This window comes from Streptomyces sp. NPDC042259 (genome assembly GCF_055582085.1).
Window position 1 is genome coordinate 150,076 of sequence record NZ_JBVJDW010000008.1, and the last position, 17,685, is coordinate 167,760.

Below are 17,685 nucleotides of genomic sequence, written 5' to 3' on the forward strand. Positions count from 1 at the left end.
TTCGCAGCCCTCGGCGCGGTAGGGTCCACGCGTTCCGGAGGGCTGTTTGAAAAGACCGTATGGATGCGGTGTGAAGGCTGTCAACGTATTCATTCCGCAGAGCGTTAACCCTGTGGTGGGCGCCTGGGAAGGTACGGGTTACCGAGGGTTCGCGCCATGCTTCGGTTCGGTTCCGGACTCTTTGGTTCGGGTCGGTTCGGTACGGTTCGGCGCCGTCGTTCCCCGCGGGGCGGCCGGGGGGACCCGGGGGGCCGGCAGTTCGGTGGCGGCGACGGGCAACAGAGGTGCCAGTTCGGCGAGTTGGACCCGGCCGGTGACGTCGAGCTTGCGGTAGGCGTGCGTGAGGTGCTTCTCCACCGCCCGGGAACTCACTTCGAGCCGTTCGGCGATGTCCTTGTTGGCGACCCCGGCCGCGGCGAGCGCCGCGACGCGGCGTTCGGCCTTGGTCAGGGTCGCCACGGCCGCCGAACTCGCGCCGCGGGCCAGGGCTCCTTGTTCCCGCGCCGCCCGTTCGGCGAGCCAGGTGGCACCGCAGCCGGCCGCCTCCTCGTGGGCCCTGCGCAGATGGGTCTCGGCCTCGGCCTGCCCGTCGGCACCCAGCCGCCGGCCGAGCAGCAGGGCGGTCCTGGCCCGCTCCAGGGCGTTGATGCCCCCCTCCAGGATCTCGGCGGACTCGCGCAGCAGCGCGATGCCGCGTTCCCCCTCGGTGATGGCGCCCCGGACCCGCTGGGCGCGGCCGACCGCCACGCGGGTGCCCCAGGCCAGGGCGCGCGCGTACTCCTCCTCGATGAGGTCGTGGGCCTGTGCGGTGTTGCCCATCCGGTGGTGCAGCCCGGCCGCCCAGGCGCGCCAGGGGAAGACGGCGGGGTTGCGCCAGTCGGCGCGTTCGGCGGAGCGCCCCCAGTCCAGGAAGTACTCCAGGGCGCTCGGCGCGTCCCCGCGCATCGCCGCGGTGACACCACGGACGAGCTGGAGGGAGGAGGGCCGGTAGCCGTGGTCGGCCCCCTCGCGGCGGTAGGACAGCAGACGCCGGGTCAGTTCGGGGTCGCGGCTCTCGATGGCGGTCATGACGACGGCGGTCATCGACTGGAGGGTGGCCCACTCGGCGCCCCCCAGGGCCAGCACCTCGTTGGCGCGCGCCCGTGCCTCTTCGAGGCGGCCCTGAGCGAGGGCGACGTGCGTCAGCTCGATACCGATCACCGTCTGGGGGACGGTGGCGTTCTCCCGGCGGGCCTGCTCCTGGGCGGTCTCCAGCCAGGGGCCGAGCGTCTCGAAGGAGTCCGCCGCGATCAGGCTGTGGGTCAGCAGCGGCAGCGCGGTGTAGGCGTGGTTCGGCGAGGCGGGTTCGTACTGGAGGACCCGGTTGGCCAGCCGGGCCACGTCGGCCGCCCGCATGCCCTGGGCCATGGTGGCGCCGTGCAGGAGCACGGTGACCAGTTCCCGCTCGGCCGCGGTCCGCAGGGACGGGGCCGGCCCCATGGCGCGCAACCGGTCGGCGCACAGGGGCAGTTGACCCGGGCCGCTCACCGACACGTGCCGCAGCCGGGCTTCGAGCCGCAGCGCCAAGTCGCGTTCGGCGCCACCGAGGCGGTCGGGGTCGCCCAGGTCCTCGGCCGTGCGGGTGACGAGTTCGACGCACGGCGGGGGGCAGGAGCCGAGCATCGAGGGCGGGATGCGGGTGGCCGCCATGGCCCGTTGCGCGGCCGACGGGAGCAGCAGCAGGGCCTGCGAGATGTGCCGCATGGCGGCCAGCGGGTCGAATGCCCGCTCGATGGTGGCCAGGTCGACGAGCAGGGTGGCCCGGTCCCCGCCGGTGGGCGAGCTGCCGAGCAGGGCCCGTCGCAGATAGCGGGCGGCGTCCTCGGGCGCGCCCCGGCGCAGGGCCGCGTTCGCCGCCGCCCGCAGCACCTCCACCGCCCAGCCCTCCTGGCAGGAGGTGGCGGCGAGGAGTTGCGCCGCGGCCTGTTCGGCGGGGTGGCCGCCGTTGTGCAGGAGCAGGGCGGCGTAGATGTGGATGTCCTCCTGCTCCGCGGGGGTCATCAGGTCCTCGACGGCGTCGCGCACGGCGGGGTGGGCGAACCGGGGCACCGGCCCCGCGGCCAGCAGCCCGAGCCGGTCCAGGCCCCGTACGGCCGCGTCGCGGCCGGTCTCGTCCAGGCCCGCGAGCCTGCCGACGAGCACGGGGTCGGCCGGATCGTCGAGGACCGCCATCGCCTTGGCCAGGTCCCGTACGGGCCCGGGCTGGGAGCGCAGGGCCACGACGAGCCGCTCGCGCAGCGCCGGCAGGCGCAGCCCGTGCACGGACCCCGACCGTGCGGCGACGGGCTCGTCGGAGTCCGGGAGGCCCGCCAGGGTCGCGGTGAGGAACAGCGGATTGCCGCCGGTGGCCTTGTGGCAGGTGGTGACGAAGGCGGGGTCGCCGGGGCGGCCGAAGCGGGCGGCCACCAGCTCGGCCGTGGCGCGCGCGGAGAGCGGGCCGGGGCGCAGCGTGTGCGCCGCCCGGTCGGTGACCTCGTGGACGCGCGGCTCCTCGGCCCGGATGTCGCCGTCGCGGACGGTGACGACCACGGTGACGGGCAGTCGCGGCAGTCGTTTGGCCAGGTGGGCGAGCCAGCGCAGGGAGGGCGGGTCGGCCCACTGGAGGTCGTCCACCAGCATCAGCAGCGGTCCGCGCGCGCTGTGGTGGTCCACCAGCGCCAGCAGGTCGCCGTGCGGCTCGACGTCGACGGCCGTGCCGGTCCCGTCGGCGGGCGGCTCGGCGCATGTCCCGGGCAGCAGGGGTTCCAGCAGTTGGCACACCACCCCGAAGGCGAAGTCCGCCTCCAGCAGGGCTCCGCTCGCGCGCAGGACGGTGGTGCCGCGCGCTTCCGCGAGGGCGGGCAGGGCGCGGAGCAGGGCGGTCTTGCCGACGCCGAGGCCACCGGTGACGACGAGCAGCGAGCCGCTGCCCCCTTCGGCCGCCGTCATCGCCGCGGTGATCAGTTCCAGTTCGCGTCGGCGGTCGAGCAGGGGTGTCATGGTGTCTCCCTCGGTGCGCGCCCGAGGGCGGCGGCCAGCTCCGCGCGCCCTGAGATGCCCAACTTGCGGTAAGCCTTGGTCAAGTGCAGTTCGACGGTGCGCAGGGTCACCGAGAGTTCGTTGGCGATGGCGCGGTTCGCCAGGCCGCCCGCGGCCAGGTGGGCGACGCGCAGTTCGGCGCCGGTCAGTTGGGGGGACGCCGGTGCCGGTGCGCCGCCGGGGGTGCGGGGCGCCGCGGCCGGTGCCCGCCGGGGCCGGGCCGGGGCGGCCGGGCCGGTGCGGCCGGGCGGTTCGCCCGGCCCGGTCGGGGCGGCCGCCGTGGTGGTGCCGGTCAGCAGGGCGTCGATGGTGTCCGACCCGTTCAGCGGGGTCGTCCCCAGGGCGAGGAGTGCCTGCCGGTACTGCCAGGTGGCCGGGGCCGGGAGCGTGGGGGCGGCGGGCTCGGGCCACGGCCGTCCGGGCCCCCGCCCGGGCCTGGCCGGGTCCCCGGCCCGCGCCCCGATGGTGTGCAGGGCCGTGGTCACCGCGCTCGGCGCGCCCCAGGCCAGGGCGAGCCGGCGCTCCTCGGCGAGCAGGGCTAGGGCCTGGGCGTCGTCGGGGCGCGGGCCGCGGGCCCGAGCGGCCGCCGACCGCCAGGGCAGCAGGGCGGGGTTGGTCACCTGACGGGCGAGGAGCAGCCGGCCGCACTCCAGGAAGTCGGCGAGCGCCTTGCCGCGGTGTCCCAGGGCCAGCCGCAGCCTGCCCCGGGCGTACAGCAGATGGGCCCAGGCGAGGCCGCCCTCGGCGCCGCCGGGGCGGGCCAGCGCGACGGACCGCTCGGCCGCTTCGAGGTCCCCCCGTTCGAGGTGGACGAGGGTGCGCAGGGCCGCGGGGCCGGGGGCCATCAGCGGGTGCCAGCAGTGCTGGGGGACGGTTTCCCGGGCCCGGTCGAGGGCGGTCGCGGCCCGGTCCGGGCGGCCCTGGCGCAGTTCCGCCATGGCGTCGACGAGGAGGGCCAGGCCGGTCACCGCGCGGGCGTCCGACTCCTCGGCGCGTACCAGGACGGCGTCCAGGGCGACGCGTGCCTCGGCGAAGTCGTCGGTGAGGACGAGCGCGTGGCAGGCGGCCAGCTGCGTGGTCAGCGGGGTGGTGTCCCGCGCCGCCGGGGTGAGGGCGGTACGGGCCAGGGCACGGGTGCCGGCGAGGTCGTGGCCGCAGAGGGCGGCGCGCCAGGCGACGGCGCCCGCCTCGGCGGGTTCGGTGGGCGCGGCGGGCAACGCTGTCATGCGGGGCTGGTCCAGCTCGTGCGTCGCGCCCTGCTGGCTGTGTTCGGCGAGCCAGTACAGCGCCCGCAGCGCCGCGCGGTCCGCCGGGCGCGTCTCGCTGCGGGCGGCGGCCTGGGCGATCAGCGGCTGGGCCGCGACGACGTCACCGCGGGCCACGAGCAGTTCGGCGGCGCGGACCCACGAGGGGCCGATGGTGCCGTCGGCCGGGGCGACGAGCAGCGCCTGGCGCAGATGACGGTCGGCGGCCTCGGGCGACGTGGGGAGCACCACCGTGCTCAGCTCGATCAGGATGCGCACCCGCAGCGGTGGGCGGACGGGTTCGCGCAGGGCGCGGCGCAGCAGCCCTACCGCCTCCTGCGGGTGTCCGGCGGCGCGCCTCCGGGCCGCTTCCCGGCGCAGGGTCTCCACCGCCCAGGGGTGGCCGATGACCCGCGCGCCGAGCAGCATCCGGGCCAGAGCGGCGTCGGGGACGGCCGTGCGATGGGCCCAGTCGGCCGCGTGTGCGTACAGCTCCTCGCGGCGTTCCGCGCCGATTCCGGCCAGCACCGCCTCGGCCGCCTTCGGTTCGCCGAAGGCGGGGCGGTCACCGGCCGTCAGCAGACCGGCTCCGGAGAGCAGTTCCAGGGCGCGGGCCGCGTTGAGGGTCCGTAGCTCCGCCAGTGCGGTGATCATCTCGGGGGTGCAGTGCGAGCCCGCCACCGCGACGACGCGCAGGACGCCGAGGAGTTCCTCGGGCAGGATGCCGAAGGTGCGGACCGCCCGGTCCCTGATCGCCTCGGCCGCGGCCTCGGCCAGCTGCGGCAGCCGGTCGGCCGCCGGCGCCCAGCCCCGGCCCGCGAACCGGCCGATCACCGCGCGCAGGACGGCGGGGTTGCCCTCCACGGCCTCCGCCGCCGCCCGGACGAACACCGGGTCGGCCGGCTCGGCGAGGCTCCGGGTGAGCAGCTCGCCCACCCCCGCCGCCGACAGGGGGGTTAGACGCAGGGTGTGTGCGGTGACGGCGCGCGCGTCCGCCAGCGGGCACAGCTCGATACGGTCGTAGGGGCCGGCGGGCAGCGCGCCGTTGCGCGCGGTGAGCAGCATGAGGGGGGCGGAGCCGAGCCTGCGGGCCAGCGCCTGGAGCCACCGGCGCGAGGAGGGATCCGCCCACTGCTCGTCGTCGACGACGAGCAGCAGGGGCTGTTCGCGGGCCGCCGTGAGGAACACCCGGCACAGCTGTGCGGAACGGTCCGACGATTCGTCACCCGGGCGGGGTGGCGGGTAACCGGTGCCGCCGGCCGCGGCGAGGGCGGCGAGGAGCTGCTCGGCCACGCCGTAGCGGAGCCCGGACTCCTCCCACGAGGCCTGGGCGGTGGCCACGCGGACTCCGGCCCGCTCGGCGAGTTCCGCCGCCCGGTTCAGCAGGGCGCTGCGGCCGCTGCCCGGAACCCCGTGCACCTCGACCGCCGCCGACCGCCCGGACCGCAGGCCGCCGAGCAGGGCGGCCAGGAGTTCCTGCTCCTCCTCCCGCTCGACGAGATCCCGCTCGACGAGATCCCGCTCGAGGGGGTCCCGCCCCGCGGGCGGTCGGCGCTCCGGCTTCTCGTCACGCGAGTACGACACCTGTCTCACCACCACCGGCCTCCTAGCGGGCCGGGCGGCGCGGCCGCGTGCCGTGCCCGGCGAACTGCGCGGGCAGGTCGGCGCGGCCGCGCACGTCGAGCTTCCGGTAGACGTTCGTCAGATGCATCTCCACCGTGCGGGGCGTGACGAACAGCGCCTCGGCGATCTCCCGGTTGCTGACGCCGTCCTTGGCCAGCACGGCGATCCTGCGTTCGCTGTCGGTGAGGGAGTCGACCGGGCTGGAGGCGAGCTGCGGCATCCGGCCGCCCGCGGTGACGAGCAGCTTGCGCGCCGGTTCGCTGAGCAGGGGGTAGCCGCAGCGGGTGGCGAGTTCGATCGCCTGCCGCAGCTGGCGGCGCGCGCCCCGGGCGTCGTCGTGGCGCAGCAGTTCGCAGCCGAACTGGTAGGCGGCCTTGGCGTGTTCCAGCCGGGCCGGGGAGCCCGCGAGGACGTCCACGGCCTCGGCGAACGCGTCCAGCCGGGCCCGCCCCTCGGCGACGAAGCCCGCGGCGAGCAGGCCGAGCCCGCGCGCGCGGGGGGTGTCCCAGCGCCGGACCCACGGCGCGGTCCGGGCGACGAGGTCCGCGGCTTCGCCGGTGCGGCCCAGGCGGACGAGCGTGTGGGTGGCGGGCAGCCACCAGGGGGCGAGGACGGGGTTGGCGACCCCGGCCTCCTCCAGGCTCCGCCCGCAGCGCAGCCAGGCCTCCAGCGCGCCGTCGAGGTCGCCGTGCTCCCGGCGGGCGCGGCCCTTGGCGTAGAGGTAGTGGTGCCACTCCCAGATGCGCCGCTCCAGTCCGGGCCGGGCGGCGCGGTCGAGCGCGGCCTCGGCCCGTTCGGTGCGGCCCTGGGAGAGCAGTGCGGTGCCCAGCGCGATGTACGCCAGGGGGACACCGGGGGCCCGCTCGCCCTGTCCGGCGTGTTCGACGGCGGCCCGGGCGTCCTCGACGGCCCCGGCCACATCGCCCACTCCGTGCCGGACGAGGGACCGGCCGGCGAGGGCACCGAGGTGCATCCACGGTGCGTGGCGTGCGCGGCTGCCGGTCAGCGAGCGGTCCAGCCCCGCCAGGGCCTGGTCGACCTCGTCGGCGAGGGCGAGGACCAGGGAGGAGCCGAGCACCCACCAGCCGGCGGGCGCGGACTCCTCGACGCGCAGTGAGCGCCGGGCCAGCGCCACCGCCTCGTGGGCGGGGCGGCCTTCGAGCGCGGCGAAACAGCCGAGGGCGGAGAGCAGTCGCCGCTCGGCCGGGCTGTCCCCCTCGGGTGCGGGCGGGCGGGCTCCGGCCCACTCGCGGACGGCGGCCATCTCGCCCTTGTCGTTCACGGCGGTGACGAGCAGGGCGGAGGTGACCGAGGTGAGCAGTTCCCGGTCGGCCGGGCCGGGGTCGTCACCCACTTCGGCGGTCAGCGCGTCGAGGGTGTGGCCCAGCATGCGGACCGCCTCGGGGGCGCTGCGGCTGCCGAGGGCCGTCATCCCGTATTCGACGGCGATGGGCGCGCGGTCCCGGGCGGTGGCCGCGTCGCCGAGGGCCTGGCGCAGGTGCCACAGCGCCATGGCGGGTGCCACCTGGGCGGAGGCCCTGGCGAGTTCGATGCGTACGTCCTTGCGCTGGTCCTCGGTGAGTTCGGCGGTCAGGGCCCGCTGGAGGTACCGCACCGATGCCCGGGAGGTGGTGCGCGCCGGTGCCTCGGCGGCGGCGTCGCGGAGCACGGCGAGCATCCACGGCTCGGTCAGTTCCTTGAGCAGGACCAGTTGGTCGGCGACCTCCCAGGCGGGGCGCCCGGCGTCGTTGAGCACCCGGGCCGCGCGGGCGCGCAGCCACTCCAGTTCGGGGGCGGCGAGGCCGTCGAGCACCGCCGAGCGCACCGCGTCGCACATGGCCCCGGTCGTGCCGGGCGTGATGACGTCGTTGCGCCGCAGCGCGTCGAGTGCGGACGTCATGCGCTTGAGGGGGACCCCGGAGAGGGCGCCGAGGGGTTCGGCGTCGTCGCGGCCGAGGATGGCCAGGGCGCGGGCCACCTGACGCACGTGCCTCGGCTGGCCGGCCAGATAGGCCGGGACGGCGGCGGCGACGACGCGCTGGCCCACGATGTCGAGTTGGTGCAGTCCGCCGGTGTCGGGCCGGACGCCGGCCTCGCGCAGCCCGGCGAGCAGCCGGTGGAGGAGGTGCGGGTTGCCCCCGGAGAGTTCCGCGCAGCGTCGCACGAACCGCGCGTCGGGCGGTCCGGCCAGGGCGCGGGTGACCAGGTGGGCGGTTTCGTGTTCGTCCAACGGGCCCAGTTCCAGCAGGTCGCAGCGGTCCTGGGCGAGGATCTCGCCGAGCATGGGGGCCCCGGGCCCGCCGCACTCGGTGCGCTGGGCGAACAGGACCAGCAGCGGCCGGCCGGCCGACCGGCGGAGCACGAAGTCCACGCACTTCAAGGAGGCCTCGTCGCACCACTGCGCGTCGTCCAGGACGAGCGCGAGGGGGCCGGCGGCCAGCAGCGCCACGGCGTGCCGGTAGAGCCGGCGCTGGGCGGCGTAGGCGTGGCAGGCGGCGGAGGCCTCGGCGGGTGCGGCGGGGGTGGCGGCCCGGGCACGGGGCGCGGGACGGGCGGGGGCCGGGGTGGGCCCGGCCCCGAACAGTTCGTGCGCGACCCGGTACGGCTCGGGTCGCACGGCGCTCTCGCGGCCGGTGACGCGGCGGACGTCCATGCCGGCGGAGCGCAGGCGTTCGGTGAGCGTGGACAACAGGCTGCTCCGGCCGATCCCGGCGGGTCCGCGGACGAGGACCGCCCGCGCGGCGCCCTCGCGTGCCTTGGCGGCGTGCCGTTCCAAAACGTTCAGCTCGGTGGATCGGCCGACCAGGAGCCGGGGGGCGCCGTGACCTATACCGCTGCTGACCGCCACGCGTTCTCTCTTTCGTGAAGCCACACTCGACCTCTGGTGATCCGATGTGACAGACGAACGGGTCCGATGAACCGGCTTGCACGATCAAGATCGGAATTGACGGTAACAGGACGGGCCATGGCCACCCACCACATTTCAGCCAGAATGGCGACTATCGACGGCCGACGCTGGACGATCTGTTCCCGGCCGCCTACAGGGCGTGCCCGCCCACCCGGCCATCATCGAACAGGCGCACGACGCCTGCCCGATTGAACCGAAAATGCACGTCGCCCGGAGACACGACATCCGGCCGACATGCGACTCCTGTAGCCTGCCGCACTCCACGCCGACAGCCCCTGCGCACTTCGGACCGATCTTGATGAAATCTTGGCGTCCACAGTCACCCACGCCGACCGGTCCCGTTCAGTTCCGCACGATCTCGATGTCGTAGAAACAGAACAGCCCCTTGATCTCACCGACCTCGGGCTTGGGGTCCGGGTACGCCCACACGGCGTCCTTCCCGTCGCTCGTCCCGTCGCTCGTCATGTCGGCGGGCAGCGACCAGTAGGACGCCGTGCCCTTGAACGGGCAGTACGTACGGGTGTCGGAGGCCGTCAGCAGCTCGGTGCGGACGTCCTCCGGGGGGAGGTAGTAGCGCACGGGCAGCCCGGTCTCGAAGAGCAGGACGGGGCGCCGGCTCTCCGCCACGACGTGCCCGCCGCGCACCACGCGGACGTGCTCGTCGCCCGTCGTGATCTCGATCCTGTGCCCTTTGCGGTGGCCCGCGCCGTATGTCTGATCGGCCATCATGTGCCCTTCCGGCGATGTCGGAGACGCGCGCCACGCGCGTCTTGTGCGACAGCATCCCGGAGGGCTCGGTTCTTCCCCCCACACCTGGGGGGCGGCGTGATTCGGACACGGCGGGCCGGGCGCCCTTCGGGCGCGTCCTCAATCGCCGGACGGGCTCGATGTGGCTGAGCCCAGCCAAAACCAGCCCGTCCGGCGATTGAGGACGCGCGCCCGAAGGGCGCTCAGGGTCACCCAGGCGGTAGCCGCGGGGCTTCGCTCATCGGATCGGCACGCCGGAGACGGCCCGGGCGATCACCAGCCGCTGGATCTCGCTCGTCCCCTCGAAAATGGTGTAGATGGCGGCGTCGCGGTGCATCCGCTCCACCGGGTACTCCCGCGTGTAGCCGTTGCCGCCCAGGATCTGCATGGCCTGGGCCGTGACCGTCTTCGCCGTCTCCCCCGCGAAGAGCTTCGACATCGAGCCCTCCGCCGAGGTGAAGGGTTTGCCCGTGGCAGCCATCCAGGAGGCCCGCCAGACCAGCAGCCGGGCCGCGTCGATCCGGGTGCGCATGTCGGCGAGCTGGAAGGCGACACCCTGGTTGTCGATGATCGGGCGGCCGAACTGCACACGGGTCCGGGCGTAGTCGAGGGCGACCTCGTACGCGGCACGGGCGATGCCCACGGCCTGGGCGCCGACCGCCGGCCGGGATGCCTCGAAGGTGGCCATCGCGGCGTTCTGGCCGCGTCCGCCGCCCTTCGCCGCACGCTCGCGGGCCCGGGCCAGCCGCTCGTCGAGCTTCTCCTTCCCGCCCAGCAGACAGTGGCCGGGGACCCGGACGTCGTCGAGGACGACCTCGGCGGTGTGGGACGCGCGGATGCCGTGCTTCTTGAACTTCTGCCCCTGGGACAGCCCGGGGGTGTTCGGCGGGACGATGAAGGAGGCGTGGCCGCGGGAGCCGAGCGCGGGGTCGACCACCGCGACGACGACGTGGACGTCGGCGATGCCGCCGTTGGTCGCCCAGGTCTTGGTGCCCGTCAGCACCCACTCGTCCTTGGCCTCGTCGTAGACGGCCCGGGTGCGCATGGCGGCGACGTCCGAGCCCGCGTCGGGCTCGGAGGAACAGAAGGCCGCGAGCTTCACGTCGTTCGCGTCACCGTACATCTGCGGCACCCAGGTACCGATCTGCTCGTCGGTGCCGTTGGTGAAGACGCCGATCGCGGCGAGGCCCGTACCGGCGATGGCGAGACCGAGGCCCGCGTCACCCCAGAAGAGTTCCTCCAGGATCACGGGGATGCCGAGGCCCGTGGGGTCGAGGAACTGCTGCGCGTAAAAATCCAGTGAATACAGGCCGATCTTTGCTGCTTCCCGGATGACGGGCCACGGGGTCTCCTCGCGCTCGTCCCATTCGGCGGCGGCCGGGCGCATCACCTCGGCCGCGAAGCCGTGGACCCAGTCACGGACGGCCACTTGATCCTCGTTCAGTTCCATCGTGAACTCCACCATGAGCCCTCCAGAGCGATCATTACTCCCGGTAACGCGAGTCTGTTACCCGTCAGTAGGTGTGTCAACTCCCTTGCCCCTCGGATCCGCTGCGTGGTGCGGGTGTTACGTTGCGCATGCGTTACAGAAGCACGGGGGCGGGGAGGCACGTCATATGGAAACCACTCAGCGGGACGATCAGCAGCGGGCGGCGGAGCAGCGGCGCAGGGAATTGCTGGAGGCTGCGGACCGGGTGGTGCTGCGGGACGGTCCGGGGGCGTCGATGAACGCCATCGCGGCCGAGGCGGGGATCACGAAGCCGATCCTCTACCGCCACTTCGGGGACAAGGGGGGGCTCTACCGGGCCTTGGCCGTACGGCACACGGACGGGCTGCTGGAGGGGCTCCGCTCGGCGCTGGACGCGCCGGTGGCCCGCCGCGAGCGGGTCGAGTCGACGCTCGACGCCTATCTCGCGGCCATAGAGGCCCGTCCCCAGGTGTACCGGTTCTTGATGCACCCGGCGGACGAGGGGCAGCCGGCCGAGCAGGGCTTCGACGTGGGGCGGCACTCGGCGCCCCTGCTGCGGCGGATGGGTGAGGAGCTGGCCCGGGTGGTCGCCGAGCGGGTCGACCTCGGTCCGGGCGGCGAGGACCTGGCACGCGCCTGGGGGCACGGCATCGTCGGCATGATGCACGCGGCCGGCGACTGGTGGCTGCGCGAGCGGCCGTTCCCCCGTGCCCAACTGGTGCGCCACCTCACGGATCTGCTGTGGGGCCGGCTGGCCGTGGCGGGCGACCGCTCGGGCGGCCCGGGCTTCTGATCCCTCGGCTCTACGCCCCGGTGCGTACCGGGGCGGGGCGGCCGGGGCGGGCGGAAGCGGTACCGGCGGACGGGTCCGATGACGCGTTCCAGGCCGGTTCCGCCGTCCCCGGCTCCCACCACGGCGCGCGCCGCGCGGCCCGCAGCGCGCGCCGGCGGCGCAGCCCGGTCACGTGGTCGATGTAGAGCCCGCCGTCGAGGTGGTCGCACTCGTGCTGCAGACAGCGGGCGAAGAAGCCGGTGCCGCTGACGCGCGTGGGCGAGCCGTCCGCGGTGAAGCCCTCCACGACGGCGTGGTCGAAGCGCGGGGTGCCGGCTTCGAGGCCGGGCAGCGACAGACAGCCCTCGGGGCCGGTGTAGACGTCGCCGTCGGCCGTGACCAGGCGGGGGTTGACGAGATGGCCGAGATGGCGGCGGTCCTCGTCGTCGGGGCAGTCGTAGACGAAGACGCGCGCGGGGACACCGATCTGGTTCGCGGCGAGGCCCACGCCCCGGGCCGCGTACATCGTCGCGAACATGTCCTCGATGAGTTTCGCGAGATCGGCGCCGAAGTCCGTGACGTCCTCGCAGGGGGTGCGCAGGCCTTGATCGCCAAGCAGCCGCATGGGTCGTACGTGTCCGGAGCTGCCGGGGATGAGACCTTTTCGCATCCCCCCAGCCTACGTTCCGTGGACGGCGGGTTCGGGCCCACGGCCGGATCTCGATAGGCTGCACCACGACCGAAGCCTCCCGGCTGGCGATTCGGCGCGGAGGGGGCGTTCCACCGGCGGACCAGGGACAGGCGCGGCGCCGGATGCAAGGAGGATCTAGGACGATGGCAGGCAACACGGGGCCGCTGTCGCCGCGGGCCAAGCTGGCCGTGACGGCGGGCAAGGCTGCTGCGGCGGTGTCGCGAGCCGCGGGCCGCGGCAGCGGATCAGTGATCGGTGGAAAGGTCGCGCTCAAGCTCGACCCCGATCTGCTGGCGCGGCTGGCGACCCACCTGGACGTGGTCCTGGTGTCGGCGACCAACGGCAAGACGACCACGACCCGGCTGATCGCCGAGGCACTGCGGGCCAGCGGCCCGGTGGTGTCGAACGCGCTGGGCGCCAACATGCCCGCGGGCATCACCTCCGCCCTGGCCGGCGGCTCGGACGCGCGCTACGGCGTGATCGAGGTGGACGAGAAGTACCTGGCGGGAGTCGCCCGGGACGTCTCGCCCAAGGCCATAGCGCTGCTGAACCTCTCGCGCGACCAGCTCGACCGGGCCGCGGAGACGCGGATGCTCGCCGAGAAGTGGCGCGAGGGTCTGGCGGGCACGAAGGCCGTGGTGATCGCCAACGCCGACGACCCGCTGATCGTGTGGGCCGCCTCCTCCTCGCCGAACGTGGTGTGGGTGGCGGCCGGCCAGGAGTGGAAGGACGACGCCTGGTCGTGCCCCTCCTGCGGTGGCGTGATGCAGCGTCCGGGTGACGACTGGTTCTGCGGCGAATGCGGCTTCCGCCGCCCGACCCCGAGCTGGGCGCTGTCGGGCGACTACGTCCTCGACCCGCACGGCAGCGCGTGGCCGATCCACCTTCAGCTGCCGGGCCGGGCCAACAAGGCGAACGCCACCACCTCGGCCGCCGTCGCGGCCACCTTCGGGGTGCCGCCGCAGGTGGCCCTGGAGCGGATGTACCAGGTGCAGGCGGTCGCCGGCCGGTTCGACGTGGTCACGTACATGAACCGCGAGATCCGGCTGCTGCTGGCGAAGAACCCGGCCGGCTGGCTGGAGACGTTCTCGCTGATCGACGGCCCGCCCGCACCGGTGATCCTGTCGGTGAACGCGCGGGGTGCCGACGGTACGGACACCTCCTGGCTGTGGGACGTGGACTACCCCCGGCTCGCCGGGCACCCGATCTTCGTGATCGGTGACCGCAAGCTGGACCTGGCGGTGCGTCTGGAGGTCGCGGGCCTGGACTTCCGGGTCTGCGAGAGCGTCGACGAGGCGGTGGCGGCGGCTCCGCCCGGCCGGATCGAACTGATCGCCAACTACACCGCGTTCCAGGACGTCCGCCGCCGCGTCGGCAACTGACCCCACTCAGGACTGAGGATTGTGAGCATGAGCCAGAACAGTCTGCGTTTGGTGTGGGTCTACCCCGACCTGCTCAGCACTTACGGGGACCAGGGCAACGCCCTGGTCCTGGAGCGGCGCGCGCTGCAGCGCCGTCTCGACGTCCAGCGCGTGGACGTACGGTCCGACCAGCCCATCCCGACCTCCGGGGACATCTACCTGATCGGTGGCGGCGAGGACCGGCCGCAGCGGCTGGCGGCCGAGCGGCTGCGCCGCGACGGCGGTCTGAACCGGGCCGTCGCCAACGGCGCGATCGTCTTCTCGGTCTGCGCCGGTTACCAGATCCTGGGGCACGAGTTCATCAACGACCTCGGCCAGCGGGAGCAGGGCCTGGGTCTGCTGGACGTCGTCAGCACCCGCGGTGAGGGCGAGCGGTGCGTCGGCGACGTGCTGGCCGACATCGACGCGCCGCTGGGTCTGCCGCCCCTGACCGGTTTCGAGAACCACCAGGGCGTCACCCACCTCGGCCCGACCGCCCGCCCCTTCGCCCGGGTGCGGTTCGGCCAGGGCAACGGCACGGGTGACGGCACCGAGGGCGCGTACAACGAGACCGTCTTCGGTACGTACATGCACGGCCCGGTCATGGCCCGCAACCCGCACATCGCGGACCTGCTGATCAAGCTGGCCCTGGATGTCAACGCCCTGCCGCCGGTCGACGACCGGTGGTACGACGCGCTGCGCGCCGAGCGGATCGCTGCCGCGAGCCAGCCCGCGTAACGGTGCACCGGTCGTCCTCGATCGCCGGGCGGGCTTAATTCGAGCCCGCCCGGCGATCGAGGACACCGCCGTGCGGCGGTGGTGCGGGACGCCACGGGCCGTGGCGCCCGCCCGCATGATCCGCCGGAGCGGCCCTAGTAGGGTGACGGGGATCCAGCCGGACGACGGGGTCCGGCCTCCAGGCCCCTGTTGCGAAGGTTCCCTGTCATGCGCATTGGTGTACTCACCTCCGGTGGCGACTGCCCCGGTCTCAACGCCGTCATCAGGTCCGTCGTGCACCGAGCCGTCGTCGACCACGGCGACGAGGTCATCGGCTTCCACGACGGCTGGCGTGGTCTGCTGGAAGCCGACTACCGCAAGCTGGATCTGGACGCGGTGGGCGGCATCCTGGCCCTCGGCGGCACGATCCTCGGCTCCTCGCGGGTCCAGCCGGCCCAGTTGCGCGACGGTGTCGAGCGGGCCAGGGGCCATGTGGCCGATCTCGGTCTGGACGCCGTCATCCCCATCGGCGGCGAAGGCACGTTGAAGGCGGCCCGGCTGCTCTCGGACGCCGGACTGCCCATCGTGGGCGTGCCCAAGACCATCGACAACGACATCGCGTCGACCGATGTGACGTTCGGCTTCGACACGGCCGTCGGCGTGGCCACGGAGGCCCTCGACCGGCTCAAGACCACCGCCGAATCGCACCAGCGGGTGCTGATCGTCGAGGTGATGGGACGGCACACCGGGTGGATCGCCCTGCACTCGGGCATGGCCGCGGGCGCGCACGCCATCGTCGTGCCGGAGCGCCCCTTCGACATCGACGAGCTGACGAAGGTGGTCGGCGCGCGCTTCGACGCCGGCAAGCGGTTCGCGATCGTGGTGGTCGCGGAGGGCGCCAAGCCGCGCGCGGGCACGATGGCCTTCGACGTCGGCACCAAGGACGTCTACGGCCATGAGCGGTTCGCCGGTGTGGCCCGGCAGCTGGCCGTCGAGCTGGAGGGGCGCCTGGGCAAGGAGGCCCGTCCGGTGATCCTCGGCCATGTGCAGCGCGGCGGCACGCCCACCGCGTACGACCGGGTCCTGGCGACGCGGTTCGGCTGGCACGCGGTGGAGGCGGCGCACCGGGGCGCGTTCGGGATGATGACCGCCCTGCGCGGTACGGACATCACGCTGGTACCGCTGGCGGCGGCCGTCGAGCAGCTGAAGACCGTGCCGCAGGAGCGCTACGCCGAGGTCGAGTGCGTGCTGTGAGCTGATCCGCCCGCCCGTCCCGGCGGTCGCGGGGCGTTCCCGTGGAGCCGCCCCCGGCCGGAGTCCCGGCCGGGGGCGGCTCTACTCTGGTCCCGGCGCATTGGTGCGAAATGGGAGAGAGCGGATGGATCACGGCGGGCACGGCATGATGATGGATCTGCCGCCGTTCACCCTGGGACGGGGTCTGGAGTTCAGCGGCGATCCGTTCTTCATGATCAGCTGCTTGCTGGGGCTGGGCCTGTACGGCTGGGCCGTGGTGCGGCTGCGGCGGCGCGGTGACGCGTGGCCGGTCGGCCGGACGGTCGGCTTCGTGATCGGCGTGCTGACGGTCGCGCTGGTGATGTGCACCAAGCTCAACGAGTACGGCATGGTCATGTTCAGCGTGCACATGGTGCAGCACATGGTGATCAGCATGCTCTCGCCGATCCTGATCCTGCTCGGTGCCCCGGTGACGCTGGCGCTGCGGGCCCTGCCGGCGGCGGGGCGCGGGCGCACGGGGCCGCGCGAGTGGCTGGTCGCGCTGCTGCACAGCCGCTACATGCGGATCATCACGCACCCGGCGTTCACGATCCCGCTGTTCATCGCGAGCCTGTACGGCCTGTACTTCACCCCGTTCTTCGACTTCCTGATGGAGAGCAGGACCGGGCACATCGCGATGATGGTGCACTTCCTGGCCGTGGGTCTGGTGTTCTTCTGGCCGATCATGGGTGTCGACCCGGGCCCGCACCGGCCGGGGTACGTGATGCGGATGCTGGAGCTGTTCGCGGGCATGCCGTTCCACGCGTTCTTCGGTATCGCGCTGATGATGGCATCGGAGCCGATGATCGGCACGTACCTGCACCCGCCGGCCTCGCTGGGCATCGACGCGCTGTCGGACCAGCAGGCGGGCGGCGGCATCGCCTGGGCCTTCAGCGAGATCCCCTCGGTCGTGGTGCTGATCGCGTTGGTGTACCAGTGGTACCGCTCCGACCAGCGGCAGGCACGGCGTTCGGACCGCACCGCGGACCGCGACGGCGACAAGGAGCTGCTGGCCTACAACGCGTATCTGGCCTCGCTGCGGACGCGGGGGCAGTGAGCGGCCGCGACAGCGGTATGGCGGTACGGACCGCGGCCGGGAGACGATGGTCCCCTGGCCGCGGTCCGCGCGTTCCCGCCTCCGGTCGACGTCGGGGCCGCCCGTGAGGAGGTGCGGGGCATGCCCGGATCGACGAAGACGATGGCGGGGCTGACGGTGGGCGGTCTGGTCGTGGTGACCGCCTATTCGGTGACCCTCGGCAGCAACGGCTGGCTGTGGTTCACCTGGGTGATACTCATGCTGGTGACCCTGGGGGCACTGGTGGCACGAGGCTCATGAGAGCCGCGCGCCCCGGAAGAGGGCACCTCGGAAGCGGCCCCCGGGAGCGGGCCCGCTAGAAGCGGAAGACGCCTCCGGTCGCGGATTCGAGAGCGCAGACGTTGGGGAAGGTCCGGTGCCAGCTGACGACGCGGCCGTCCCAGGTGCCGTCGGCGCCGGCGGTGACCGGGTCGTACTCGCGTGTGCACAGATGACGGTCGCCGGTCAGCGCGTCGAGGTCGCCGTGGGCCCGTTCCAGACCGGCGCAGGCCTCCCGCGCGTGGGGATGGTGGCCCGGGCCCGGGCAGGCCAGCCGGACGCCGCGGATCCAGGTGTCCTGGGCGCCGGAGACGGTCAGGAAGAGCCGCCCCCGCCCCGGCTCGTCGGCGCCCGCCGGCACCGACGGGAGCGCGGCCAGCGCGACGGCCGTCGCCATGACCACGGCGGTGCGTACGGACATCGGTGCCTCCC

Annotated in this window: 13 protein-coding genes; 6 read left to right on the forward strand and 7 right to left on the reverse strand. The window is 73.8% G+C overall.

The features are described 5' to 3' along the window. Positions 1 to 138: 138 nt before the first annotated feature. The 5 genes from ACZ6MA_RS22085 to ACZ6MA_RS22105 all read right to left on the reverse strand — a co-directional run bounded on the left by ACZ6MA_RS22085 (position 139) and on the right by ACZ6MA_RS22105 (position 11,044). A complete protein-coding gene (locus ACZ6MA_RS22085) occupies positions 139 to 3,018 on the reverse strand; it encodes an AAA family ATPase (protein ID WP_469435617.1) in 2,880 nt (959 codons plus the stop codon). Then, on the reverse strand, positions 3,015 to 5,897 hold the full coding sequence (locus tag ACZ6MA_RS22090; protein ID WP_469435618.1) for an AAA family ATPase: 2,883 nt from the start codon (positions 5,895 to 5,897) through the stop codon (positions 3,015 to 3,017). The genes ACZ6MA_RS22085 and ACZ6MA_RS22090 overlap by 4 nt, the downstream gene beginning before the upstream one ends. Before the next feature lie 10 nt (positions 5,898 to 5,907). Next, positions 5,908 to 8,772, reverse strand: a complete 2,865-nt coding sequence (locus ACZ6MA_RS22095) for a helix-turn-helix transcriptional regulator (protein ID WP_469435619.1) — start codon at positions 8,770 to 8,772, stop codon at positions 5,908 to 5,910. Positions 8,773 to 9,174: 402 nt separating this feature from the next. Continuing rightward, positions 9,175 to 9,561 (reverse strand): DUF427 domain-containing protein, encoded by a 387-nt coding sequence (locus ACZ6MA_RS22100; protein ID WP_469435620.1) that lies wholly within the window; start codon positions 9,559 to 9,561, stop codon positions 9,175 to 9,177. Between the two features lie 256 nt (positions 9,562 to 9,817). Further along, the gene (locus tag ACZ6MA_RS22105; RefSeq protein ID WP_469435621.1) at positions 9,818 to 11,044 is read right to left on the reverse strand and encodes an acyl-CoA dehydrogenase family protein; all 1,227 of its coding nucleotides are present in this window, start codon (positions 11,042 to 11,044) and stop codon (positions 9,818 to 9,820) included. A 151-nt stretch (positions 11,045 to 11,195) separates the two neighbouring features. Here ACZ6MA_RS22105 and ACZ6MA_RS22110 point away from each other — a divergent pair, with 151 nt between their 5' ends. Then, positions 11,196 to 11,840 (forward strand): TetR/AcrR family transcriptional regulator, encoded by a 645-nt coding sequence (locus tag ACZ6MA_RS22110; RefSeq protein ID WP_469435622.1) that lies wholly within the window; start codon positions 11,196 to 11,198, stop codon positions 11,838 to 11,840. Positions 11,841 to 11,850: 10 nt separating this feature from the next. Here ACZ6MA_RS22110 and def read toward each other — a convergent pair whose 3' ends face one another. Next, entirely contained in the window at positions 11,851 to 12,489 is a 639-nt protein-coding gene (gene def / locus ACZ6MA_RS22115; protein WP_469435623.1) for a peptide deformylase, read from the reverse strand. Positions 12,490 to 12,653: 164 nt separating this feature from the next. On the opposite strand from def, the gene ACZ6MA_RS22120 reads away from it, so the two are divergent. The 5 genes from ACZ6MA_RS22120 to ACZ6MA_RS22140 all read left to right on the forward strand — a co-directional run bounded on the left by ACZ6MA_RS22120 (position 12,654) and on the right by ACZ6MA_RS22140 (position 17,235). Further along, entirely contained in the window at positions 12,654 to 13,892 is a 1,239-nt protein-coding gene (locus ACZ6MA_RS22120; protein ID WP_130876545.1) for a MurT ligase domain-containing protein, read from the forward strand. A gap of 27 nt (positions 13,893 to 13,919) precedes the next feature. Continuing rightward, positions 13,920 to 14,648, forward strand: a complete 729-nt coding sequence (locus ACZ6MA_RS22125) for a type 1 glutamine amidotransferase (RefSeq protein WP_469145087.1) — start codon at positions 13,920 to 13,922, stop codon at positions 14,646 to 14,648. A 207-nt stretch (positions 14,649 to 14,855) separates the two neighbouring features. Continuing rightward, positions 14,856 to 15,881 (forward strand): 6-phosphofructokinase, encoded by a 1,026-nt coding sequence (locus ACZ6MA_RS22130; RefSeq protein WP_469435624.1) that lies wholly within the window; start codon positions 14,856 to 14,858, stop codon positions 15,879 to 15,881. Between the two features lie 124 nt (positions 15,882 to 16,005). Continuing rightward, the gene (locus ACZ6MA_RS22135; protein ID WP_469435625.1) at positions 16,006 to 16,956 is read left to right on the forward strand and encodes a cytochrome c oxidase assembly protein; all 951 of its coding nucleotides are present in this window, start codon (positions 16,006 to 16,008) and stop codon (positions 16,954 to 16,956) included. A gap of 120 nt (positions 16,957 to 17,076) precedes the next feature. Further along, entirely contained in the window at positions 17,077 to 17,235 is a 159-nt protein-coding gene (locus tag ACZ6MA_RS22140; RefSeq protein WP_469435626.1) for a hypothetical protein, read from the forward strand. A gap of 55 nt (positions 17,236 to 17,290) precedes the next feature. Here the strand turns inward: ACZ6MA_RS22140 and ACZ6MA_RS22145 are convergent, their stop codons facing one another. Further along, complete coding sequence (locus ACZ6MA_RS22145; RefSeq protein WP_469435627.1) at positions 17,291 to 17,674, reverse strand: SSI family serine proteinase inhibitor; 384 nt, start codon at positions 17,672 to 17,674, stop codon at positions 17,291 to 17,293. Positions 17,675 to 17,685: the final 11 nt, after the last annotated feature.

Excerpts from the sequence above, each read along its gene's own strand:
- ACZ6MA_RS22105 (WP_469435621.1), bottom strand. The coding sequence starts at position 11,044 with ATGGTGGAGTTCACGATGGAACTGAACGAGGATCAAGTGGCCGTCCGT.
- ACZ6MA_RS22120 (WP_130876545.1), top strand. The coding sequence starts at position 12,654 with ATGGCAGGCAACACGGGGCCGCTGTCGCCGCGGGCCAAGCTGGCCGTG.
- ACZ6MA_RS22110 (WP_469435622.1), top strand. The coding sequence starts at position 11,196 with ATGGAAACCACTCAGCGGGACGATCAGCAGCGGGCGGCGGAGCAGCGG.
- ACZ6MA_RS22085 (WP_469435617.1), bottom strand. The coding sequence starts at position 3,018 with ATGACACCCCTGCTCGACCGCCGACGCGAACTGGAACTGATCACCGCG.
- ACZ6MA_RS22145 (WP_469435627.1), bottom strand. The coding sequence starts at position 17,674 with ATGTCCGTACGCACCGCCGTGGTCATGGCGACGGCCGTCGCGCTGGCC.
- ACZ6MA_RS22130 (WP_469435624.1), top strand. The coding sequence starts at position 14,856 with ATGCGCATTGGTGTACTCACCTCCGGTGGCGACTGCCCCGGTCTCAAC.
- def (WP_469435623.1), bottom strand. The coding sequence starts at position 12,489 with ATGCGAAAAGGTCTCATCCCCGGCAGCTCCGGACACGTACGACCCATG.
- ACZ6MA_RS22140 (WP_469435626.1), top strand. The coding sequence starts at position 17,077 with ATGCCCGGATCGACGAAGACGATGGCGGGGCTGACGGTGGGCGGTCTG.
- ACZ6MA_RS22125 (WP_469145087.1), top strand. The coding sequence starts at position 13,920 with ATGAGCCAGAACAGTCTGCGTTTGGTGTGGGTCTACCCCGACCTGCTC.
- ACZ6MA_RS22135 (WP_469435625.1), top strand. The coding sequence starts at position 16,006 with ATGGATCACGGCGGGCACGGCATGATGATGGATCTGCCGCCGTTCACC.
- ACZ6MA_RS22100 (WP_469435620.1), bottom strand. The coding sequence starts at position 9,561 with ATGATGGCCGATCAGACATACGGCGCGGGCCACCGCAAAGGGCACAGG.